Below are 21,097 nucleotides of genomic sequence, written 5' to 3'. Positions count from 1 at the left end.
TAGATAAAAACAGTTTAATAACAATAAAGACGAGGATGTAGGGATGAAAAAGCAACACAACAACACTCGGCTGATCTGCCAACTGTCAGCAGCAGCAGCCCTTGTACTGTCCGCCAATGCGATGGCGGCCGATGCATTCAGTGCCGACTCCAAGTGGATGACCGGTGATTGGGGCGGCGAGCGTACCAAGCTGATCGAGCAAGGTATCGACATCAAGGCTGACTACGTAGGGGAAATGGGCGCCAACCTGCGCGGCGGCTACAACGACGACAAGACCGGCCGTTACTCCGACCAGTTCGGGTTGGGCGTGGCGCTGGACCTGCAAAAGCTGTGGGGCTGGGATAACACCCAGGCCAAGATCCAGCTGACTAACCGTAATGGCCAGAACATCTCCAACGACCGCATTGGCGACCCGCGTGCCGGCACGCTGAGCTCGTCCATGGAAGTCTACGGTCGTGGCCACATGGTGCGTCTGACCCAGTTCTGGATTCAGCACCAGATGTTCGACAACAAGCTGGACGTGAAGCTCGGCTACTTCGGTGAAGGCGAAGACTTCAACACCTTCCCGTGCGACTTCCAGAACCTGTCGTTCTGTGGCTCCCAGGTCGGCAACTATGTAAACACCTGGTACAACTGGCCGGTCAGCCAGGCCGCGATCCGCGTGAAGTACAACATCACGCCTGAGCTGTATGCGCAAATCGGTGCATACAACCAGAACCCGTCGCAGCTGGAGCACGGCAACGGCTTCAAACTCAGCGGCAGCGGCACCAAGGGCACCGTGATTCCGGTGGAGTTGGTCTGGTCGCCGAAGGTGAATAACCTGCCGGGCGAATACCGTGTGGGTTACTACAAGAGCGCCGCCGATGCTGCTGACGTTCGTGAAGACGTCAATGGCAACGATGCTGCTACCACCGGTGCGGCCTACCGTACCCGCAGCAGCAAAAAAGGCTACTGGTTCGTTGCCCAGCAGCAACTCACCACCCATAACGGCGACGCTTCCCGTGGCTTGAACATCGCCGCCAACGCGACCTTCCACGACAAGGAAACCAACCTGGTCGACAACTACCAGTCGTTGATGCTGGTGTACAAAGGCCCATTCGACGCGCGTCCGAAAGATGACGTCGGTATTGGTGCTGCGCGTCTGCACGTCAACGATGACGTGAAGAAAAACGCCGAACTGCTGAATGCCGCCAACGGCGTGGCCGACTACGACAACCCGCTGTTCTCGCCGATCCGCGAAACCGAGTACAACTTCGAAATCAACTACGGTTTCCACGTCACCAACTGGCTGACCGTGCGTCCCAACCTGCAATACGTTGTCCAACCGGGCGGCGTGGATAAAGTCGACAACGCGCTGGTGGCGGGCCTGAAAATTCAGTCTACGTTCTAACGCTGTTGCGATAAGCTCCTTCTCTCTGTGCGCATTTTGCGGGTAGCCATGGCTATCCGCTTTTTTTTGGGTGGCACTGTGATATTTGGGACCGTGGCACATGCATGAGCAACCGCTGCAACGCTTTTTCAAATCCCTGCGCGAGCGTCCGGTGTTCGCCTGGGAGCGCTTTCAGATGCGCGACGTGTTGGTGATCGACCATCCGCTGTGCCAGGCGGTGTTCAGTCGCCAGGGCGCGCAACTGTTGCACTTTCAGCCCCGTGGCCAGAAACCCTGGCTGTGGTGCGCAGCCAAGTGGCCGCAAGTCGGCGCCATCCGTGGCGGCGTGCCGGTGTGCTGGCCGTGGTATGGCCGCCATCCGTGCGAAAACGCGTGGCCGTCCCATGGTTGGGCGCGGTTGATCGACTGGAAACTGCTCGACAGCAGCAGCGACGACGACGGCGTGCGCCTGCACTGGCAATTGCAGCTGTGCGACTGGCAGGTCGACCTGCACGCGCACCTGGGCGACACCCTGGAACTGCGCCTGAGCACCGAGCACCAGGACGAGTTGCCGTGCCAGTTGAGCCATGCTTTGCACGCTTACTGGCGTATTGGTCACGTTGATGAGATAGCGCTGTCTGGGCTCGACGGCGCGCACGGTTACGACCAGCTCAATCGTCAGGCGTGCCAGCAGGAAGGCGAACTAAGGGTTGATGGCGGCTGCCAGCGGGTGTTCCAGCACGATGGCGAACTGCACCTCAAGGATCACGCCTGGCAGCGTGAATTGTGCATTGATACCGGCGACAGCGCCGACACCGTCGTATGGCATCCCGGCAGCCGGCCGCTGCTGGGGGTGAGCTTCAACGAAGCGTCGGGGTTTGTGTGCGTGGAGTCGGCGATGGCCGGGGCGAGTCTGGCGCCGGGGGAGAGGGCGCATCTCAGTTTGCAGGCGCGGGCAGGCGCCTAGCACATTGTCGTAGATACCGTCTTATCCGACACTGCGCAAAACCGTAGCAGCTGCCGAGCGCAAGCGAGGCTGCGTCAGGCGCGCTGCCGATTCAAGCCCGAGTCGCAGCCGACGCAGCCTCGCTTGCGCTCGGCAGCTGCTACGGTGGCAGGGGCTTAGTTGAACTCATCCCCCACCGGATACCGGCTGTCATTCAAGCTCTCTTTGATCTTGCGCAAATGCGGCTGGAAATCCACTCCACGGCGCAAGGTCATGCCGGTCGCCAGCACATCCAGCACCGTCAACTGAATGATCCGTGAGGTCATCGGCATATAGATGTCGGTGTCTTCGGGCAGTGGAATGTTCAGGCTTACGGTACTGGCCTTGGCCAGCGGCGAGTTCTCGGCGGTTACGCCCAGCACCGACGCACCGTTTTCCCGGGCGATACGCGCCACTTCCACCAGCTCACGGGTGCGCCCGGTGTAGGAAATAATCACGAACAGCTCGCCCGTGTGGGCCACCGAGGCGATCATGCGTTGCATCAGCACGTCGGCGTGGGCGGTGACCGCCAGGTTGAAGCGGAAAAACTTGTGCAGCGCGTCCATGGCCACCGGCGCCGAAGCGCCCAGGCCGAAGAAGTGGATCTGCCGCGCCTGGATCAACAGGTCCACGGCCTTGCTGATCAGGGCCGGGTCCAGGGCCTGGCAGGCGGCGTCCAGCGAGGCGATGGCGCTGCCAAAGATCTTCTGGGTGTAGGCCTCGGGGTTATCATCGGCCTCCACGGCGCGGCTGACATACGCTGCGCCACTGGCCAGGCTTTGCGCCAACTGCAATTTAAGTTCAGGGTAACCGCTGACGCCGAACGAACGGCAGAAACGGTTGACCGTCGGTTCACTGACCGAGGCGGCCTGGGCAAGGGCTGCGATGGAGAAGCGGGTCGCCTGCTGCGGGTTGAGCAGGATGACCTCGGCCACTTTTTTCTCAGCCTTGTTCAATTCTTCGAGGCGGTTCCGGATCTGTTCCAGAAGATTTCGCACGCGGTCCATTCAGTCTTTCCTTCGGGCGACGATGCAAATAAAGGGTGGCAACCAATCGACGAGTGGCCTTTTGCGGTGGCCTATCCTACTGAGGGTAGCTGAACACCACCACTCGGAATGCGTATTTCCGGAAAATGTTGTGGTTATTACTACATTTTTCCTTGAGTGATGCCTTGAAAAAAGGTATTTGTAGCTTAACTTGATAAAAGAACAAACATCATGCCTTCGATAACCGTAGAACCCTGCACCTTTGCCCTGTTTGGCGCCTTGGGTGATCTGGCGCTGCGCAAGTTATTTCCTGCCCTCTATCAACTCGATGGCGCCGGGCTGCTGCACGACGATACCCGTATCCTGGCCCTGGCCCGGGAAGCCGGTTCCGAGCAGCAACACCTGGCCCATATCGAAAAAGAATTGCGTAAATACGTCGGCAAGGAACTGGACGAGAGCATCGCCCAGCGCTTCCTGGCGCGCCTGACCTATGTCCACGTCGACTTCATGAAAGCCGATGACTACGTGGCCCTGGCGGAAAAGGCCGGCACCGAACAACGCCTGATTGCCTACTTCGCCACGCCTGCGGCGGTGTACGGTGCGATCTGCGAGAACCTGTCCAAGGTCGGCCTGGCGGAAAACACCCGCGTCGTGCTGGAGAAACCCATCGGTTCGGACCTGGAATCCTCGCGCAAGGTCAACGACGCCGTGGCGCAGTTCTTCCCGGAAAACCGCACCTACCGTATCGACCACTACCTGGGCAAAGAGACCGTCCAGAACCTGATCGCCCTGCGTTTCGCCAACAGTCTGTTCGAAACCCAGTGGAACCAGAACTACATCTCCCACGTGGAAATCACCGTGGCCGAGCAGGTCGGTATCGAAGGCCGTTGGGGCTATTTCGACAAGGCCGGCCAGCTGCGCGACATGATCCAGAACCACCTGCTGCAACTGCTTTGCCTGATCGCCATGGACCCGCCGGCCGACCTGTCCGCCGACAGCATCCGTGACGAGAAGGTCAAGGTGCTCAAGGCCCTGGCGCCTATCAGCCCGGATGGCCTTACCACTCAAGTGGTGCGTGGCCAGTACATCGCCGGCTACAGCGCCGGCAAGCCGGTGCCCGGTTACCTGGAAGAAGAGAACTCCAACACCCAGAGCGACACCGAAACCTTCGTCGCCCTGCGCGCCGATATTCGTAACTGGCGTTGGGCCGGGGTGCCGTTCTACCTGCGCACCGGCAAGCGCATGCCGCAGAAGCTGTCGCAGATCGTCATCCATTTCAAGGAACCGTCCCACTACATCTTCGCCCCCGAACAGCGCCTGCAGATCAGCAACAAGCTGATCATCCGCCTGCAGCCGGACGAAGGTATTTCCCTGCGCGTGATGACCAAGGAGCAGGGCCTGGACAAGGGCATGCAACTGCGCAGCGGGCCACTGCAATTGAATTTTTCCGACACCTATCGCAGCGCGCGCATCCCCGATGCCTACGAGCGTTTGCTGCTGGAAGTGATGCGCGGCAATCAGAACCTGTTTGTTCGCAAAGATGAAATCGAAGCCGCGTGGAAGTGGTGTGACCAGTTGATCGCCGGGTGGAAAAAATCCGGTGATGCGCCCAAGCCGTATGCGGCGGGGTCCTGGGGGCCGATGAGCTCGATTGCACTGATCACGCGGGATGGGAGGTCTTGGTATGGCGATATCTGAATTGAAACTGCCTCGGGGCGTGACTGCCCACGAGTACCGCACGCCTGTGCTGCTGGCGGACGGCCTGGCCAACGACGTGGCCGAACAACTGCGCGCGGCCATCAGTGCCCGTGGCGAAGCGACCCTGGTGGTGTCCGGTGGCCGCAGCCCCGTGGCGTTTTTCCAGAACCTGGCCAAGCAAGGCCTGGACTGGTCCAAGGTCACCATCACCCTGGCCGATGAGCGCTGGGTGCCGGTGGAACACGCCGACAGCAATGCCGGCCTGTTGAAGCAGCACCTGTTGCAAGGCCCGGCGGCCAAGGCCAGGTTCCTCAGCCTGTACAGCGCCGCCGCCAACCTTGAAGACGCTGCCGAGCAGGCCGATCGCCTGCTGGCCGAGTTGCCGGCCATTGATGTGCTGGTGCTGGGCATGGGCGATGACGGCCACACCGCATCGCTGTTTCCCAACAGCCCGAACCTCGCCGCTGCACTGCAGGCCGACGGTACCCGCCGTTGCTGGCCGATGCTGGCGCCGACCGTGCCGCACCAGCGCCTGACCATGAGTCGCGCATTGCTGGCCACGGCCCACTACACCGCGCTGTCGATTTCCGGCAGTTCGAAATTGACCACCTTGAGCGCCGCGCTGGCCAGTGACGACGTCGCTGCCATGCCGATTCGCGCGTTTTTGCAACCTACTTTAGAGATTTACTGGTGCCCATGAGCCAAGGATCAGCCGCTATGAAAAGCCCTCAACCGACCGTGTCCATGGCGGATAAAGTTGCCCTGATCGACAGCCTCTGCGCCAAGGCGCGGATCCTGCCGGTGATCACCATTGCCCGCGAGCAGGACATCCTGCCGCTGGCCGATGCCCTGGCAGCCGGTGGTTTGACCGCATTGGAAGTGACCTTGCGTTCCGAGTTCGGCCTCAAGGCCATTCAGGTGCTGCGTGAGCAGCGGCCTGAACTGTGCACCGGCGCCGGCACCGTACTCGACCGCCACATGCTTGAAGCGGCGGAAGTCGCCGGTTCGCAATTTATCGTCACTCCCGGCATTACCCGTGACCTGCTGGAAGCTTCGGTGCACAGCCCGATCCCGCTGCTGCCAGGCATCAGCAACGCCTCCGGCATCATGGAAGGCTACGGCCTGGGCTACCGTCGCTTCAAGCTGTTCCCGGCCGAAGTCAGCGGTGGTGTCGCCGCGATCAAGGCCTTGGGCGGCCCGTTCGGCGAAGTGAAATTCTGCCCGACCGGCGGCGTCGGCCCGGCCAATATCAAAAGCTACATGGCGTTGAAAAACGTGATGTGCGTGGGCGGCAGCTGGATGCTTGACCCGGAGTGGGTCAAGAACGGCGACTGGGCCCGCATCCAGGAAGTCACCGCGCAGGCGCTGGCGCTGCTGGATTGATCTGATTCATCGAATCGTTGTTGCTGTGCTTAACGGCATTTTTGCGGTGCACTTGGTCGGTGTACCGCTTTTTTTTTGCCGGTAAAAACCTGAGGCCCACCTTTAATCTCTGCTTAGCTCGGTAATGGCATTGACCAGGACATTGATGTCCTCCGCCGACGTCACCAACCCCGGTGTCACGCGGATACAGGTACCAAACGCCGCACCGGTGCGCGTAGTAGTGAACAGCCCATAGTCCTTGAGCATGCGATCCACCATCACCTGCTGATCCCGCCCGCTGAACTTGAACGCCGTAATCCCGCAATACAGCCGTGGATCATCCGGCGTCAGCACCTCGATCCCCGGCAACGGTCGCACCTGTCTCACCCATAAATCCCGCAGGTAATTGATCCGCGCGCCCTTGGCCGCCGCGCCACCCAGCGCGCGATGTTCTTGCAGTACCAGCGGCAAGGTCATCAGTGCCGGAAAGTTCGGCGTGCTGTACGACGTACGTGCCCGCACGTCGGTGGCGGGGTAGTGGAACTCGCCCATGTCCGGATCAATATCTGCCAGGCGTTCGGGGGCGATATAGAGAAACCCCAGGGTCAGCGGCGCGCCGATCCATTTGTGCAGGTTGAAGCCGGCGAACGCAATGCCCAGTTCGGCGAGGTTGAACTCGATCTGGCCCAGTGCATGGGCGCCGTCGAGGATCACGTCGATGGCATGCTCACGCGCAGCCTTGGCGATGGCCTCTACGGGCATCACCAGGCCGGTGCGGTGGGTCACATGGGTCAGTGCCATGAGCTTCAGGCGCGGGTATTGGGCGAACGCATCGCGATAGGTCTGCATCAGGCTGTCGAAACTGGCCGGGTGGGTGTGGGACAGTTCTATCACCTCCACACCGCGAACCCCCGCCAACCAGCGCATCGCGCCTTTGACCGTGTCGTACTCCAGGTCGCTGATCAGCACCTGATCGCCGGGTTGCAGGCGGTTGTAGTTGCGGATCAGCGACTGCAAGGCTTCGGTGGCGTTGCGGGTAAAGGCGACTGCCTCGGGGTCGACGTCGATCAGGCCTGCGAGTTGGCGACGGATCTCGACGTTTTCACCTTGCTCGAAGCGCTGGCGCACATACAGCGAGTTGCTGCGGTTGATAAACGCCACATGCTCCAGGTACTGCGCCTGCACCTCGCGGCTCATACGCCCGAAGTAGCCGTTCTCCAGGTTGATCGGGCCGGGCTCCAGCGCATAGCGCTGGGCGATGGCCTGCCAGTGAGGTTCGTTGTCAGCATTCCTTGGCATGGCGAGTCTCTTAATGGCGGGGGGCGGGTTTGCCGTGTTTAACGCGCAGCGGTTCCAACAATTCAGACAAGCCGTTGTGGTCGATTTCCTGCATCAATGCCAGCAACCCACCCAGTTCGCCGTGGGGAAAGCCTTCGCGGGCGAACCAGTTCAGGTAGGGACCCGGCAGGTCGGCGATGATCCGGCCCTTGTACTTGCCGAAGGGCATTTCGCGGGTGATCAGCAGTTCGAGTTTTTCGGGATTCATGGGCTTCGTATTGAGTGAGGCGAGGTCTTCGAAAATACAGGCATTCTGCATGAAGGCCAAATGACAGATCATGCAAATAACGTACATACAGATGGTTCAAATATTTTTAAGTGATTGAAAATAAACATAAAAGTAATTTTTCAAAACCTGGCACGAGCGCTGCAATCATTAAGGCAACCCTTCTTCACCTGCCTAAGGAATTGAAAAATGACTGACATCAACAAAGAATCGATCTCCGTACTGAACGACCTGATCGAGACCAGCATCGACGGCCAGAAAGGCTTCAAGGAATGCGCAGAAGACATCAAGCATCCGGAACTCAAGGCGCTGTTTGCCAAGCGCTCCGCTGACTGCGCTACCGCCGCCGCCGAATTGAAGACCGCCGTGCGTGCCCTGGGCGGTGATCCGGAAGACTCCGGCAGCGTAGCCGGCGCCCTGCACCGTGGCTGGGTCGACGTGAAGTCGATGGTGACCGGTAAGGACGAAGAGGCTGTGCTGAACGAAGCCGAGCGCGGCGAAGATCACGCACTGAAGGCTTATAAAGAAGCCATCGAGAAGATCAACAAGCACAACCTGCTGGGCATTCGTGACCTGGTTGAGCGTCAGTACCACGGCGTGCAACGCAATCACGACCAGGTAAAAGCCCTGCGTAACCAGGCTCGCGCTCAGTCGTAAGCGCTCCTAAGCGCTGCTGTGTAAGACATGTGGGAGGGGGCTTGCTCCCGATAGCGGTGGATCAGTCGATATTTCAATGACTGACACACCGCCATCGGGGGCAGCCCCCTCCCACATTTGCAGGGTGTTGGCCTTGAAAACCGTACTCAGCCGATGCTGATCGGCGGCAACTCGGTCAAGGTCACGACCTGCTGCTTGCGTGGTGCAAGAATTTCCGCCTCGCCATCCACGACCAGCTCATCGCGCTGGTTGAACACACGGGTGGCAATGCGTACGCGAAACTTCGGCAGCTTCTCGAGGATTTCCAGGCGCACGGTCAGGGTATCGCCGATTTTCACCGGCTTCTGGAAGCTCATCTGCTGGCCGATATAGATAGTGCCCGGCCCGGGCAGCTCACACGCAACGGCCGCGCTGATCAGGGCGCCGCTGAACATACCGTGGGCGATACGCTCCTTGAACATGGTCGCCTTGGCGTATTCGGCATCCAGGTGTACCGGGTTGTGGTCGCCGGACATGGCGGCAAACAGCTGGATATCACGCTCTTCGACGGTCTTGCTGTAGCTGGCGGTCTGGCCGACTTCAAGGGCTTCGTACGGGGTGTTGGTTACCTGGGTCATCTAAAGGTGCATCCTGTGGCTAATCGGTAATTTAACTATCTGATTTTAAACGTAAATTTATTCGCAGTGGGCCGGCCTGCGCAAGGTCAGGGCCTGGTCGAGCCACGTCAGCACATCGGCGGTGACTTCGTCGCGATTGGTTTCGTTGAACACTTCGTGACGCGCCTGCGGGTAGATATTCAGTTGCAGGTGCTGGCTGCCGGCCTCACGCAGGGCATGGGCCAGGCTTTTGAGACGCTTGCCCTCACTGACCGGATCACATTCGCCGCCCATCACCAGGATCGGCAGGCCCGGATCGATCTGGGCGAGATTGGACGCTTTGCTGATTTGCTGCAAGCCGCCGAGCAGATCGATCCATAGTTGGTTGGTACAGCGGAAGCCGCAGAGTGGATCGTTGATGTATTTGTCGACTTCGTTCGGGTCACGGCTGAGCCAGTCGAACGCGGTGCGAGTGGGCTTGAATGCCTTGTTGAACGAGCCGAACGACAGGAACTCGATCAACGCACTGCGCCCGCGCACACCCTGGCGCAGGCGTTCGGCGCGAGCGATCAGCCGTGCGGCGCGGTACAGCGCCACGGGCTGGAAATTCGAACCGCTGAGAATCGCTCCATGCAGGCTGGCGCTGTGGTGCAGCAGGTAGGCCTGGGCGATATAGCTGCCCATGCTGTGGCCCAGCAAAATGATCGGCAGCCCCGGCTGCTGCTGGCCGATGTGCTGGTTGAGGCTGGCCAGGTCGCCGACCACTTTGTTCCAGCCATCCTTTTCGGCATACAGGCCCAGCGTACCTTCGTCGGCGGTGCGGCCGTGGCCACGCTGGTCCGGCGCATACACGCCATAGCCTGCACTGCACAAGGCTTCGGCCAGCCGCGCATAGCGCCCGCTGTGCTCCGCCATGCCGTGGGACAGCATGACCACCGCCTTGGCCGGGCCGTCGGGCATCCAATGATTGACGTACAGGCGGCTGCGGTCATTCGCGGTCAGCCAGAAGGTGCTGTGGTTCATGGGGTTCCCTTTCTCAAGGTCTGCTCAAGGTCTGCTCGACGTTGTTGCAGTGTATAGCTCATCTGTCAGGCGACGGGGTATCTGCCTGCGCATCAGGGACAAGATTCATACAATCAATGACGCAATTTGCTGTATTTGCCTGCTTGGCCATAGCTGCTAACGTCCCCCAAGCTCCGCTTTCTATAAAAGCGGCCGGACACCTTCAGGTAAGGGGACAAGAATAATGCAACCTGATTTCTGGAATGACAAACGCGCGGCGGGCGTTCCCAATGACATCGACCTGTCGGCCTACAAGTCGGTAATCGAAGTCTTCGAGCGCTCGTGCAAGGCCTTTGCCGACCGTCCGGCATTCAGCAACATGGGCGTCACCCTGACCTACGCCGAGCTTGAGCGCCAGAGTGCGGCGTTCGCCGGCTACCTGCAGCAGCACACCGACCTCAAGCCCGGCGAGCGCATCGCCGTGCAGATGCCCAACGTGCTGCACTACCCGATTGCCGTGTTCGGCGCACTGCGCGCCGGGCTGATCGTGGTCAACACCAACCCGCTCTACACCCCGCGCGAGATGCGCCACCAGTTCAAGGACGCCGGCGTGCGTGCCCTGGTCTACCTCAACCTGTTCGGTTCGCGGGTGCAGGACGTGTGCACCGACACCGAGATCGACTACCTGATCGAAGCCAGGATGGGCGACTTCATGCCCGCTGCCAGAGGCTGGCTGGTCAACACCGTGGTCGACAAGGTCAAGAAGATGGTCCCGGCCTACCACCTGCCGCGTGCGGTGTCGTTCAAGCGCGCCCTGCGCATGGGCGCGGGCCTCGGCGTGACGCGCCATCCGGTGAACCTGGACGATATTGCCGTGCTGCAATACACCGGCGGCACCACCGGCCTGGCCAAGGGCGCGATGCTCACCCATGGCAACCTGGTGGCGAACATGCAACAGGCGCGCGCGTGCATGTCCCAGGTGGGCGACGACGGCCACCCGCTGATCAAGGAAGGGCAGGAGGTGATGATCGCGCCGCTGCCGCTGTACCATATCTATGCCTTCACCGCGAACTGCATGTGCATGATGGTCTCGGGTAACCACAACGTACTGATCACCAACCCCAGGGACATCGGTGGGTTTATCAAGGAGCTGAAAAAGTGGCGCTTTACCGGGCTGCTGGGGCTCAACACGCTGTTTGTGGCGTTGATGGACCACCCGGAGTTCAAGAACCTGGATTTCTCCCACCTCAAGCTCACCAACTCCGGCGGTACGGCCCTGATCAAGGCTACGGCCGAACGCTGGGAGCAGATCACCGGCTGCTCGATCGGCGAGGGCTATGGCCTGACGGAAACCTCGCCGGTGGCCAGCACCAACCCCTACGGCAAGAAATCACGCCTGGGGACCGTGGGCATCCCGGTGCCCGCCACGGCGATGAAGGTAATTGATGACGAAGGCACCGAGCTGCCCCTGGGCGAGCGCGGTGAGTTGTGCATCAAGGGCCCGCAGGTGATGAAGGGCTACTGGCAGCAACCGGCGGCCACTGCTGAGGCCCTGGACGCCGAAGGCTGGCTGAAGACCGGTGACATCGCGGTGATCGACGAAGATGGGTTTGTGCGCATTGTCGACCGCAAGAAGGATTTGATCATCGTCTCGGGTTTCAATGTATACCCCAACGAAATCGAGGACGTGGTGATGGCCCATCCGGCCGTGGCCAACTGCGCGGTGATCGGCGTGCCGGACGAGCGCACGGGGGAGGCGGTGAAGCTGTTCGTGGTGGCGCGTGCAGAAGGGGTGAGCCTTGAGGAGTTGAAGGCGTACTGCAAGACCAACTTCACGGGTTACAAGGTGCCCAAGCACATTGTGTTGCGCGACTCGTTACCGATGACGCCGGTAGGGAAGATCCTGCGCAGGGAACTACGCGACATCGCCTGATGTGAGATGCGGTAAAAATGTGGGAGGGGCGGTGCGACGATTCGACTTGCCCCCTCCCACATTTGTCGTGCGTCGTCCTGAAGGCCTTATTCCAGAGCCTTTCATCAAGGTATTTCACTTCTGTTTAAAGTGTGACCAAATATTGTAGGACAGTCGTGATTATGACTGCGGGGCCCTCTTTAGGCTCTAGTCGGCCCTTGGCAAAGCTGCTACTCTCGGCGCGCTTTGTGACGTCTAGGCCTGCTTGAAAGCGCCAGATTCACCAAAAAAAACATACACCAATAATAATCGCATCAAATGCGATGATGAATTCGCGTCGCTGAGGAGTGGGCTTCCATGCACGAAGACTTTTGGAAGGATAAGTACCCCGCCGGGATTGCTGCAGAAATCAATCCAGACGAGTATCCGAATATTCAGGCGGTATTGAAGCAGTCCTGCCAGCGCTTCGCCAACAAACCGGCCTTCAGCAACCTGGGCAAGACGATCACCTACGGTGAATTGTACGAACTGTCCGGCGCCTTCGCCGCGTACCTGCAACAGCATACCGACTTGAAGCCCGGCGATCGCATTGCCGTGCAGTTGCCCAATGTCCTGCAATACCCGGTCGCCGTGTTCGGTGCCATCCGTGCCGGCCTGATCGTGGTCAACACCAACCCGCTGTACACCGCGCGGGAAATGGAACACCAATTCAATGATTCCGGCGCCAAGGCGCTGGTCTGCCTGGCCAACATGGCCCACCTGGCGGAAAAGGTCGTGCCCAAGACCGCCGTCAAGCATGTGATCGTCACCGAAGTCGCCGACCTGTTGCCGCCGCTCAAGCGCCTGCTGATCAACAGCGTCATCAAGTACGTGAAGAAAATGGTCCCGGCCTATCACTTGCCCAAGGCGATCAAGTTCAACGACGTACTCGCCAAGGGCCAGGGGCAAGCGGTCAACGAAGTCTGCCCGGCCAGCGGCGATGTGGCCGTATTGCAATACACCGGTGGCACCACCGGCGTGGCCAAGGGCGCGATGCTCACCCACCGCAACCTGGTCGCCAACATGTTGCAATGCAAGGCGCTGATGGGCTCCAACCTCAATGAAGGTTGCGAGATCCTGATCACGCCGCTGCCGCTGTACCACATCTATGCATTCACCTTTCATTGCATGGCGATGATGCTGATCGGCAACCACAACATCCTGATCAGCAACCCGCGCGACCTGCCGGCGATGGTCAAGGAACTGTCGAAGTGGAAGTTCAGCGGCTTTGTCGGCCTGAACACTCTGTTCGTGGCGCTGTGCAACAACGAAGCCTTCCGCAAGCTGGACTTCTCCGCGCTGAAAGTCACCCTGTCGGGCGGCATGGCCCTGCAACTGGCGGCGGCCGAGCGTTGGAAAGCCGTGACCGGTTGCGGCATCTGCGAAGGCTACGGCATGACCGAAACCAGCCCGGTGGCCACGGTGAACCCGATCCAGCATATCCAGATCGGTACCATCGGCATTCCGGTGCCGTCGACCCTGTGCAAGGTCATCACCGACGACGGCGTCGAGCTGGCCCTGGGTGAAGTCGGCGAACTGTGCGTCAAGGGCCCGCAGGTGATGAAGGGCTACTGGCAGCGCGAAGACGCCACCGCCGAGATGCTCGACAGCGAAGGCTGGCTGAAGACCGGCGACATCGCGATCATCCAGCCGGATGGCTACATGCGCATCGTCGATCGCAAGAAAGACATGATCCTGGTCTCCGGTTTCAACGTGTATCCCAACGAGCTGGAAGACGTGCTGGCGGGCCTGCCGGGCGTGCTGCAGTGCGCGGCCATCGGTGTGCCGGATGAAAAGTCCGGCGAACACATCAAGCTCTTCATCGTGGTCAAGCCGGGCGCCACCCTGACCAAGGAGCAGGTCATGGAGCATATGCGCGCCAATGTCACCGGCTACAAAGTGCCAAAGGCCGTGGAGTTCCGCGATGCGTTGCCGACCACCAACGTGGGCAAGATCCTGCGCCGCGAATTGCGCGATGAAGAGTTGAAGAAACTCGGTCTTAAAAAGTAATCCGATCCAAATGTGGGAGGGGCTTGTCCCCTCCCACATTTTTTTGACCGCGTTCTTACACGGCGAACTGCGCGAAGCTGACACCCGCACCCGCCGGCCGCACATCCTTCAAGAACGAATCCTTATCCGCGCTCAGCTCCAGGGTAATCTCCGGCTTGCGCTTGCCTGCGTTGCGCACCACCAGTCCCTCGAGCTTTTCACGCAGGAACACGGTCGGCACCTTCAGGTGCAGCAGCTGGTCGGTCTCGGCGTTGTGCATCAACAGGTGAATCCACTCGTACTGGCCGACGGCAATACGCCCCACCGGCAGATCGAACCACCAGATGTTGCGTTTGCGGTCCAGGTCGGTGAAGTGGCAGTTATTGACGCCGAGTACGGCACCGCCCAGTTCCTGGTTTCTGCGGGCGATGGCCTGTGCTTTATTGAGTTTCATAACCTTCCTACGGGATCTGTTATTCAGCGTTGGAGCCTGAATGTGCCGGGCATTCTCGTGGGTTGGCTGCAAAACATAAAGCCAAACCTGTCGTTGGCGATGAAATGTTCACCGAAAAATAATTGAAACTCTGCCGAACGGCCTTGGGTCAATCTCTACGTAATGACCAAAACCCTTTGATTGTTCTTTCGGAGAAATACCATGGGCAGCACAGCGGATAAGGCAAAAGGTTTGAAAGACGAAGCCGTCGGTAACATCAAGCAAGGCGTCGGCAAAGTCACCGGCAACGACAAACTACGCGCTGAAGGCGTCGTGCAGGAAAAGAAAGGCCAGGTTGAAAAAGCCGTGGGCGACACCAAGGACGCGGTGAAAAAAGCGACCAAGTAAGACTGCCATCGTGCAGCCCGACGGCCATCCACGGATGGCCGTTTTTATGTCACATGCAGTGATTAAAGTTTCGAAATTGTTTCAAGGTCGCCAAATAGGCTACCTTGATGTAGAAAACGGCCCCTGAGTCGCCCACGACCCCCTTTTTGCGGCGAAAGGAGACGCTATGATTTTTCCGGTTCTCGATGGTCTCAAGCTCCACACAGTGCTGGTGCGCACCGTCAAGGAATTCGTCGATGACGAGATGTCCACCTACGCCTCGGCACTGGCCTACCAGATGCTGTTTTCGTTATTTCCCTTCCTGCTGTTCCTTATCGCCCTGATCGGTTTCCTGCACCTGCCGGACTTTTTCACCTGGCTGCGCCTGCAATCGGAGCTGGTGTTGCCGCCCCAGGCCCTGGAGCAGGTCAACCCGGTGATCGACCAGTTGCAGCAATCCAAGGGTGGCCTGCTCTCGGTGGGTATCGTGATTGCCCTCTGGACCGCCTCCGCTGGCGTGCGCCTGATGATGAGCGCCATGAACGCCGCGTACGACGTCGTGGAAGGCCGGCCGATCTGGAAGCGTTTCCCGCTGTCGGTTTTCTACACCATCGGCATCGCCGGCATGCTGCTGGCCGCCGCCGCGCTGATGGTGCTCGGCCCACAGGTGATGGAATGGCTGGCCGGCCAGATCGGTATGCAGGAATTCGTGGTGACCTTGTGGACCATCGTGCGATGGCCGCTGATCGTGATCCTGCTGATGTTTGCCGTGGCCCTCATGTATTACGTGATGCCGGACGTCGAGCAGAAGTTTCGCTTTATTACCCCGGGTTCGGTGCTCGCGGTGGTGGTGTGGATCGTCGCCTCCCTCGGTTTTGGCTACTACGTCAAAACCTTCGCCGACTACAACGCCATGTATGGCAGCATCGGTGCGATCATCGTGTTGCTCCTGTACTTCTACATTTCCGCCGCCGTGCTGTTGCTGGGGGCGGAGATGAATGCCGTGATCGAGCACATGTCGGCCGAAGGCAAGGAGCCAGGCGCAAAGGATTTCGATGAGCCCGCGCCCGCGCACGAAAAACAACATGTCTCCGGCCTCGGCCGCGACCACTCCAAACCCACTACCGATGAAGTCTGATCGATGATCCGTGAAATCCTGAAAATGGGCGATGAACGCCTGCTGCGTATCGCCCCGCCGGTACCGCCGGAAATGTTCGACAGCCCCGAGCTGTGGCAATTGATCGACGACATGTTCCAGACCATGGAGCACGTGGGCGGCGTCGGCCTGGCCGCGCCGCAGATTGGCGTCGACCTGCAACTGGTGATCTTTGGGTTCGAAGCCAGCGAGCGCTACCCGGATGCCCCGCCGGTGCCGCAGACCATCCTGATCAACCCGTTGATCACGCCGCTCAGCCCGGTGCGGGAAGAAGGCTATGAAGGCTGCCTGTCGGTGCCCGGACTGCGTGGTGCGGTGGACCGTTACCAGCAGATTCGCTACGAGGGGTTTGATCCGAAGGGCGAGCCGATCGTACGTTTTGCCGATGGCTTCCACGCGCGGGTGGTGCAGCATGAATGCGATCACCTGATCGGCCGGCTTTACCCCTCGCGCATTACCGACTTCAGCAAGTTCGGCTTTATTGAAGTGATGTTTCCCGACATGGACCCAACCGCTGACGAGTAATCGCCGACCCGTTGAGAACAAAATGTGGGCGGGACCAGGTTATTTGGCCGGTTTGACGAACCGCAACGTCATCCGGTCTGACTCGCCAATCGCCACATATTTTGCCTTGTCCTGCTCCCCCAATTTCAACGTCGGCGGCAACGTCCACACGCCGGCGGGATAATCCTTGGTGTCCTTCGGGTTGGCGTTGACCTCGCTCTGGCCTGCCAGCTTGAACCCCGCGTCGGTGGCCAGTTTCACCACCTGGGCGGTGGTCAGGTAACCGCTGTCCTTGATCGCCTCCAGCTCGGCCCCGTCCTTGGCCCGGTGATCTTCCACACCCAGCACGCCACCCGGTTTCAACACCGTGTAGAACGCGTGGAACGTGGCCTCGGCGGTATCGGCCAGCACCCAGTTATGCACATTGCGGAACGTCAGCACGGCGTCCGCCGAAGCAGGTTTGCCGAACACCGGTGCCTTGGGGTCGAACTCGACCACGTCTGCCTTGGCATAGCGCGTAGGGTCGGCGGCGAATTTGTTTTTCAGGTTCTCTTCGGACGTGCGTGCATAGGCGCTGCTGCTCGGCGCTTGTACGGCGGCGATGTAATGCCCGTGCTCCTTGAGCAACGGTGCCAGCAGTTCGCTGTACCAACCGCCCCCTGGGGTAATTTCGATCACGGTCTGCCTGGCGCGCAGGCCAAAGAATTCCAAGGTCTGCTGCGGGTGGCGATAGCCGTCGCGGGCGCTGTTGGCCGGGTCGCGCCAGTTGCCGGCCAACACGCTGGCGTATTGCTGGGCGCTGATCGGTGCGTCGGCGGCCTGGCTGAACGTGGGAACGAGGAGGGCGGTAAGGGACAGCGCTGCAAAGGTCGCTTTCATGATCATCCGAAAAGTGGGCCACTGTGTCGCCGAGGCTAGCATGGGGCCCATGCGGGGCGATCACACATTATCCGAGGACGACCTCACTAAACGATCTAAGCCCATCGCGATCATCGGTTTGTTACGTTTGTAGCGCACCAGTCGCTCGCTGAGGGATTGCGGCAATAGCGTGTCCTGGGTGAAACCCATGCGCTGATACAAACCCTCCAGGTCCGGATGGCACAACAACCACAGCGTGCCTTGCACCTCGGCCGCCGCCGCGGCTATCAATCGCCCCGCCAACCCCTGGCCGCGATACGCCGGGTCGACAAACACGCCGGTCAACCACTGTCCGCCGATCACGGGTGTCAGGCACAGACCGGCGACAATCTCGCTGTCGCGCGCTACCCACAAACGCCCGCCCTTGAGTGCCTTCATCGGTGAGTCATGACGGCGATAAAACTTGTTCAGCAGCGGCCATAGCGGCTCAGCCAGGGGGGCGATGTGCAGTTCGGGCATGGTGTTTGGGCAACATAATCAAGGGCCGGGGATTATAAGCGCCTTCTGTGCGGCAATAGGTGGTATACCCAGTGTTACATCCCCTGTAAGTGGAGCATGCATCATGGCCAAAGGTATGGATTCAAAGAAAGCCGCGAAGAAGAAACCGGCAAAGACCGCCGACGAAAAACGCGCCGACAAGAAAGCCAAGAAAACCGAGACAGGCCTGTTCGGTCACTGAGTTAATGATCATTCCCACGCACCCGCGTGGGAATGCCGCCAGGGACGCTCGGCGTCCCACCTGTGACTTAGATCGCCGCCAGGGTTTCCTTCACTGCCTGCGCCTGCGGGTCAGTGGTCTTCGCCGCTACCTGCTGCTCTTGCTGCTGCTTCAAACGTTCGGCCACTTGCTTGGAAATGGCGTCCTGCTTTTCCTGTGACATGTTCTGCACATCCGCCTCGGTCAACCCTTGTTCCTTGAGCAATTGCTCACGGATACGCTCGGCCGGGGTTTTGCTCATGTAATCGGTGAAGTCTGTGCGGGCGGAGCTGGTGGCGGGGACATCCGTCGTCACCGTGGTGGCCGCTGTGCTGGCCTGCAACTGCACGCGGGTCTTGGCGAAAGCTTCGTCGATGCGATCGCCCGCCTTGTCCAGATCCTTCTGCGCGGCCGGCAGGGTCACGCTTTGCTGCGCCGCTTGCAGGGCGCCGCTGTACAGCGTGCTGGCGGCGGCGTTGGCAGGGTCCATGTCGGGACGCGTGATCTTTTGAAGGGTCGACACGGCTTGGGGGTTGTTGTTAACCAGCATGATCGGTCACCTGGGAAAATGTTCGGTGCCATAGCGGGAGCAAATAACATGCCGGGTCCGATAACCCCGGTTTGACTGGATTTGGCCTGGCCGCCGCGGCAAACATTGTCCCGCAGGCGGCCAACCGTTGCCGTCAATGGGCGATATTTTCCAAGGCCAGGTTGCGCGTACGCGGGCCGAACCAACTGATGGTGATCATCACGATCAGCATGCTGCTGGCAATAAACGCCAACACACCGGGTGTGCCCAGGTGTTCGAGGATAAAACCGATCAACAGGCTGCTGAACACCGTCGACAAGCGGCTGAACGAATAGCAGAACCCCACCGCCCGCGCGCGAATATTGGTCGGGAACAGCTCGCTCTGGTAGGAGTGGTAACTGAAGCTCAGCCAGGCGTTGCAGAAGGTGATCATCACCCCGCAGATTACCAGCCCCACCGCCGTGGTTTGCAGGGCGAACAGGCTGCCGAAGATCACCGCACCCATGGCGGAGCCGACGATCTGCCATTTGTTTTCGAAGCGGTTGGCCACCTTCACAAACAGCAACGGCCCCAGCGGGTAGGCGAGGGTGATGATAAAGGCGTACAGCAAGCTGTGGGTCACGCTGACACCCTGGCCCGAAAGCAGCGCCGGCAACCAGTTGCCGAAACCAAAGAAGCCGATGGCCTGGAACACATGGAACACAATCAGCATCAACGCGCGGCGGCGGTATGGCGGTTGCCAGATGTCGGCAAAACGGCCGCTGCCTTGCACGCTGACGGTTTCGGGTTCGGGTTCATCCAGGGGTTTGCCATGGTCTTTCCGGCAGCGTGCCTCCAGGGTGTCCATGATCCTGCCGGCTTCTTCGAAGCGGCCTTTCTGCGCCAGCCAGCGCGGTGATTCCGGCAGGCGCTTGCGCAGTTGCCAGATAAACAGCGCAAACACCGCACTGCTCAGCACCACCCAGCGCCAGCCCGACACCCCGAACGGCGCCTGGGGCACCAACCACCATGACATCAATGCCACGGCCGGCACCGACAGGAACTGGATGAAAAACGCAAAGGCGAACGCCGAACTGCGCATGCGCTTGGGCACCAGTTCCGATAGGTAGGCGTCGATGGTCACCAGCTCGATGCCCAGGCCGATGCCCACCAGGAAACGCATGCCGATGATGCCCAGCGCGGACGTCTGAATGCCCATCAACACCGTAGCGACGGTGTACCAGATCAAGGCAAAGGTGAAGATCGCCCGGCGCCCGAAGCGGTCGGCGATGGGGCTGAGCAGGCTGGCGCCGAGGAACAGGCCGAGGAAGGTCGCCGAGGCGAACGCCGCCTGGTCGGAGAAGCCGAACACGCCCTCGCTGCCGGTGTGGAAAATCCCGTCACTGATCAGGCCGGGGCTGATGTAGGCGGTCTGGAACAAGTCATACAGCTCGAAAAAACCGCCGATCGACAGCAGCGCCACCAGGCGCCAGACCGTGGCGACGGCGGGCAGGCGGTCGATACGCGCGCTGATATGGGCGGCGCGGATCGGGTCGATGCCGTCTGTAGCAGGGAGTGCAGGCATGGCGGGAAAAACTCAGTCAGTGATGGGGATATCGAAGGTCTGAAATGCATCGTCCAGCGGATGGTAACCCAACACCCGTGTGGTTTCGCTCAGGTCCAGGCGCTTGAAGCGGTTATTGGAAATGCCATGGGCGATCAGGTGTTTCACGCCCTCGGCCTCCACTGCACGCTGCAGCAGCTGCACGGCATCCCGCGGGCTGAGCCAGGCGCTGAGGTCGCGGGCGTTGTTCAGGTCGTGGGTTTCAACGAATTCGAACGCGCCGATGCGCAGGGCAATCGTCGACAGCGGGGTTTTCGCCGCGTAGTAGCCACACAGCGCTTCGCCGTAGCATTTGCTCACGCCATACAGGTTGGCCGGCATCACCTGCATGCCTGGGCTGATCTGCCGGTCTACCGGGTAGCCTTCGATGGTTTGCGCGCTGCTGGCGAACACCAGGCGCTGTACACCCGCCGCCACAGCGGCTTCGAACAGGTAGGTGGTGGCGAGGATATTGTTCGGCAGCAATTCGTCGAACGTGGCGCTGGCGTGGGGGATGCCCGACAGGTGCACGATCACATCGATGCCTTCGAGCAAGCTGGCGAGGCTGGCTTTGTCGCTGAGGTCGGCGTGCACGAAGCGGTGTTCGCCCAGGTCGAAATCAGGCGCGATGCGGTCGGTGAGGGTGAAACGGTAGCGGTCTCTCGAGGCTTCGAAAAACGTCTTGCCGATTCTGCCGCAGGCGCCGGTGAGCAGTACGTTGAGTCCTTTCAC

22 protein-coding genes are annotated in these 21,097 nt (G+C 60.2%); 11 read left to right on the top strand and 11 right to left on the bottom strand.

Annotated features, from left to right (window positions below; all coding sequences use genetic code 11):
* Window positions 1–43: 43 nt before the first annotated feature.
* A complete protein-coding gene (locus tag F6S08_RS23410; protein ID WP_027605594.1) occupies window positions 44–1,390 on the top strand; it encodes a carbohydrate porin in 1,347 nt (448 codons plus the stop codon).
* A gap of 100 nt (window positions 1,391–1,490) precedes the next feature.
* The gene (locus F6S08_RS23405; RefSeq protein WP_074847514.1) at window positions 1,491–2,336 is read left to right on the top strand and encodes a D-hexose-6-phosphate mutarotase; all 846 of its coding nucleotides are present in this window, start codon (window positions 1,491–1,493) and stop codon (window positions 2,334–2,336) included.
* Between the two features lie 155 nt (window positions 2,337–2,491).
* Here the strand turns inward: F6S08_RS23405 and F6S08_RS23400 are convergent, their stop codons facing one another.
* Window positions 2,492–3,352 carry a MurR/RpiR family transcriptional regulator gene (locus F6S08_RS23400; protein ID WP_169898656.1) on the bottom strand — a complete coding sequence of 287 codons (861 nt, stop codon included), beginning with the start codon at window positions 3,350–3,352 and terminating at the stop codon, window positions 2,492–2,494.
* 219 nt (window positions 3,353–3,571) lie between these two features.
* On the opposite strand from F6S08_RS23400, the gene zwf reads away from it, so the two are divergent.
* From zwf to F6S08_RS23385, 3 genes are read left to right on the top strand one after another with little or no spacing between them, the layout of a single operon-like run.
* Window positions 3,572–5,038: a glucose-6-phosphate dehydrogenase gene (zwf, locus tag F6S08_RS23395; RefSeq protein WP_027605596.1), complete on the top strand. Its 1,467-nt coding sequence runs from the start codon at window positions 3,572–3,574 to the stop codon at window positions 5,036–5,038.
* Window positions 5,025–5,738, top strand: coding sequence for a 6-phosphogluconolactonase (gene pgl, locus F6S08_RS23390; protein WP_027605597.1), 714 nt, complete (start codon window positions 5,025–5,027; stop codon window positions 5,736–5,738). The genes zwf and pgl overlap by 14 nt, the downstream gene beginning before the upstream one ends.
* Before the next feature lie 17 nt (window positions 5,739–5,755).
* On the top strand, window positions 5,756–6,421 hold the full coding sequence (locus F6S08_RS23385) for a bifunctional 4-hydroxy-2-oxoglutarate aldolase/2-dehydro-3-deoxy-phosphogluconate aldolase (protein ID WP_026067364.1): 666 nt from the start codon (window positions 5,756–5,758) through the stop codon (window positions 6,419–6,421).
* A 102-nt stretch (window positions 6,422–6,523) separates the two neighbouring features.
* Here F6S08_RS23385 and F6S08_RS23380 read toward each other — a convergent pair whose 3' ends face one another.
* Both F6S08_RS23380 and F6S08_RS23375 read right to left on the bottom strand, forming a co-directional pair.
* Complete coding sequence (locus F6S08_RS23380; protein WP_074847513.1) at window positions 6,524–7,699, bottom strand: aminotransferase class V-fold PLP-dependent enzyme; 1,176 nt, start codon at window positions 7,697–7,699, stop codon at window positions 6,524–6,526.
* A gap of 10 nt (window positions 7,700–7,709) precedes the next feature.
* Window positions 7,710–7,946, bottom strand: a complete 237-nt coding sequence (locus tag F6S08_RS23375; protein ID WP_017139191.1) for a DUF3820 family protein — start codon at window positions 7,944–7,946, stop codon at window positions 7,710–7,712.
* Between the two features lie 207 nt (window positions 7,947–8,153).
* On the opposite strand from F6S08_RS23375, the gene F6S08_RS23370 reads away from it, so the two are divergent.
* The gene (locus F6S08_RS23370; protein WP_032891010.1) at window positions 8,154–8,621 is read left to right on the top strand and encodes a ferritin-like domain-containing protein; all 468 of its coding nucleotides are present in this window, start codon (window positions 8,154–8,156) and stop codon (window positions 8,619–8,621) included.
* A 146-nt stretch (window positions 8,622–8,767) separates the two neighbouring features.
* Here F6S08_RS23370 and F6S08_RS23365 read toward each other — a convergent pair whose 3' ends face one another.
* Both F6S08_RS23365 and F6S08_RS23360 read right to left on the bottom strand, forming a co-directional pair.
* Complete coding sequence (locus F6S08_RS23365) at window positions 8,768–9,238, bottom strand: MaoC family dehydratase (RefSeq protein ID WP_003175719.1); 471 nt, start codon at window positions 9,236–9,238, stop codon at window positions 8,768–8,770.
* Between the two features lie 57 nt (window positions 9,239–9,295).
* Window positions 9,296–10,240: an alpha/beta hydrolase gene (locus F6S08_RS23360; RefSeq protein WP_065925284.1), complete on the bottom strand. Its 945-nt coding sequence runs from the start codon at window positions 10,238–10,240 to the stop codon at window positions 9,296–9,298.
* A 223-nt stretch (window positions 10,241–10,463) separates the two neighbouring features.
* Between F6S08_RS23360 and fadD2 the strand changes: the two genes are divergently transcribed.
* Together fadD2 and fadD1 are read left to right on the top strand one after the other, a co-directional pair.
* On the top strand, window positions 10,464–12,152 hold the full coding sequence (gene fadD2, locus F6S08_RS23355; RefSeq protein WP_065925283.1) for a long-chain-fatty-acid--CoA ligase FadD2: 1,689 nt from the start codon (window positions 10,464–10,466) through the stop codon (window positions 12,150–12,152).
* Between the two features lie 336 nt (window positions 12,153–12,488).
* Entirely contained in the window at window positions 12,489–14,180 is a 1,692-nt protein-coding gene (gene fadD1 / locus F6S08_RS23350; protein ID WP_027605602.1) for a long-chain-fatty-acid--CoA ligase FadD1, read from the top strand.
* A gap of 55 nt (window positions 14,181–14,235) precedes the next feature.
* Here the strand turns inward: fadD1 and F6S08_RS23345 are convergent, their stop codons facing one another.
* The gene (locus F6S08_RS23345; RefSeq protein ID WP_027605603.1) at window positions 14,236–14,613 is read right to left on the bottom strand and encodes a hypothetical protein; all 378 of its coding nucleotides are present in this window, start codon (window positions 14,611–14,613) and stop codon (window positions 14,236–14,238) included.
* A 201-nt stretch (window positions 14,614–14,814) separates the two neighbouring features.
* Between F6S08_RS23345 and F6S08_RS23340 the strand changes: the two genes are divergently transcribed.
* From F6S08_RS23340 to def, 3 genes are all read left to right on the top strand, one after another.
* Window positions 14,815–15,000, top strand: a complete 186-nt coding sequence (locus F6S08_RS23340) for a CsbD family protein (RefSeq protein ID WP_016973106.1) — start codon at window positions 14,815–14,817, stop codon at window positions 14,998–15,000.
* Between the two features lie 166 nt (window positions 15,001–15,166).
* The gene (locus F6S08_RS23335) at window positions 15,167–16,117 is read left to right on the top strand and encodes a YihY/virulence factor BrkB family protein (protein WP_027605604.1); all 951 of its coding nucleotides are present in this window, start codon (window positions 15,167–15,169) and stop codon (window positions 16,115–16,117) included.
* Window positions 16,118–16,120: 3 nt separating this feature from the next.
* The gene (def, locus tag F6S08_RS23330) at window positions 16,121–16,660 is read left to right on the top strand and encodes a peptide deformylase (protein ID WP_065925282.1); all 540 of its coding nucleotides are present in this window, start codon (window positions 16,121–16,123) and stop codon (window positions 16,658–16,660) included.
* Between the two features lie 39 nt (window positions 16,661–16,699).
* Here def and F6S08_RS23325 read toward each other — a convergent pair whose 3' ends face one another.
* From F6S08_RS23325 to F6S08_RS23305, 5 genes are all read right to left on the bottom strand, one after another.
* Entirely contained in the window at window positions 16,700–17,518 is an 819-nt protein-coding gene (locus F6S08_RS23325; protein ID WP_315872389.1) for a class I SAM-dependent methyltransferase, read from the bottom strand.
* Window positions 17,519–17,578: 60 nt separating this feature from the next.
* A complete protein-coding gene (locus F6S08_RS23320; RefSeq protein ID WP_065925281.1) occupies window positions 17,579–18,016 on the bottom strand; it encodes a GNAT family N-acetyltransferase in 438 nt (145 codons plus the stop codon).
* A 287-nt stretch (window positions 18,017–18,303) separates the two neighbouring features.
* On the bottom strand, window positions 18,304–18,804 hold the full coding sequence (locus F6S08_RS23315) for a hypothetical protein (RefSeq protein WP_065925280.1): 501 nt from the start codon (window positions 18,802–18,804) through the stop codon (window positions 18,304–18,306).
* A 133-nt stretch (window positions 18,805–18,937) separates the two neighbouring features.
* Complete coding sequence (locus tag F6S08_RS23310; protein WP_065947863.1) at window positions 18,938–20,347, bottom strand: MFS transporter; 1,410 nt, start codon at window positions 20,345–20,347, stop codon at window positions 18,938–18,940.
* 12 nt (window positions 20,348–20,359) lie between these two features.
* Entirely contained in the window at window positions 20,360–21,097 is a 738-nt protein-coding gene (locus F6S08_RS23305) for an NAD-dependent epimerase/dehydratase family protein (protein ID WP_137212654.1), read from the bottom strand.

Source organism: Pseudomonas sp. JV449, assembly GCF_032424295.1.
GTDB lineage: Bacteria > Pseudomonadota > Gammaproteobacteria > Pseudomonadales > Pseudomonadaceae > Aquipseudomonas > Aquipseudomonas marginalis.
The sequence above is the reverse complement of the archived record's forward strand: the minus strand, read 5'-3'. Positions and strand labels throughout refer to the sequence as shown.

Bases quoted from the DNA above. Each gene is read 5' to 3' on its own strand.
- F6S08_RS23410 (WP_027605594.1), top strand. From the start codon at position 44: ATGAAAAAGCAACACAACAACACTCGGCTGATCTGCCAACTGTCAGCA.
- F6S08_RS23405 (WP_074847514.1), top strand. From the start codon at position 1,491: ATGCATGAGCAACCGCTGCAACGCTTTTTCAAATCCCTGCGCGAGCGT.
- zwf (WP_027605596.1), top strand. From the start codon at position 3,572: ATGCCTTCGATAACCGTAGAACCCTGCACCTTTGCCCTGTTTGGCGCC.
- pgl (WP_027605597.1), top strand. From the start codon at position 5,025: ATGGCGATATCTGAATTGAAACTGCCTCGGGGCGTGACTGCCCACGAG.
- F6S08_RS23385 (WP_026067364.1), top strand. From the start codon at position 5,756: ATGAAAAGCCCTCAACCGACCGTGTCCATGGCGGATAAAGTTGCCCTG.
- F6S08_RS23380 (WP_074847513.1), bottom strand. From the start codon at position 7,699: ATGCCAAGGAATGCTGACAACGAACCTCACTGGCAGGCCATCGCCCAG.
- F6S08_RS23375 (WP_017139191.1), bottom strand. From the start codon at position 7,946: ATGAATCCCGAAAAACTCGAACTGCTGATCACCCGCGAAATGCCCTTC.
- F6S08_RS23370 (WP_032891010.1), top strand. From the start codon at position 8,154: ATGACTGACATCAACAAAGAATCGATCTCCGTACTGAACGACCTGATC.
- F6S08_RS23365 (WP_003175719.1), bottom strand. From the start codon at position 9,238: ATGACCCAGGTAACCAACACCCCGTACGAAGCCCTTGAAGTCGGCCAG.
- F6S08_RS23360 (WP_065925284.1), bottom strand. From the start codon at position 10,240: ATGAACCACAGCACCTTCTGGCTGACCGCGAATGACCGCAGCCGCCTG.
- fadD2 (WP_065925283.1), top strand. From the start codon at position 10,464: ATGCAACCTGATTTCTGGAATGACAAACGCGCGGCGGGCGTTCCCAAT.
- fadD1 (WP_027605602.1), top strand. From the start codon at position 12,489: ATGCACGAAGACTTTTGGAAGGATAAGTACCCCGCCGGGATTGCTGCA.
- F6S08_RS23345 (WP_027605603.1), bottom strand. From the start codon at position 14,613: ATGAAACTCAATAAAGCACAGGCCATCGCCCGCAGAAACCAGGAACTG.
- F6S08_RS23340 (WP_016973106.1), top strand. From the start codon at position 14,815: ATGGGCAGCACAGCGGATAAGGCAAAAGGTTTGAAAGACGAAGCCGTC.
- F6S08_RS23335 (WP_027605604.1), top strand. From the start codon at position 15,167: ATGATTTTTCCGGTTCTCGATGGTCTCAAGCTCCACACAGTGCTGGTG.
- def (WP_065925282.1), top strand. From the start codon at position 16,121: ATGATCCGTGAAATCCTGAAAATGGGCGATGAACGCCTGCTGCGTATC.
- F6S08_RS23325 (WP_315872389.1), bottom strand. From the start codon at position 17,518: ATGAAAGCGACCTTTGCAGCGCTGTCCCTTACCGCCCTCCTCGTTCCC.
- F6S08_RS23320 (WP_065925281.1), bottom strand. From the start codon at position 18,016: ATGCCCGAACTGCACATCGCCCCCCTGGCTGAGCCGCTATGGCCGCTG.
- F6S08_RS23315 (WP_065925280.1), bottom strand. From the start codon at position 18,804: ATGCTGGTTAACAACAACCCCCAAGCCGTGTCGACCCTTCAAAAGATC.
- F6S08_RS23310 (WP_065947863.1), bottom strand. From the start codon at position 20,347: ATGCCTGCACTCCCTGCTACAGACGGCATCGACCCGATCCGCGCCGCC.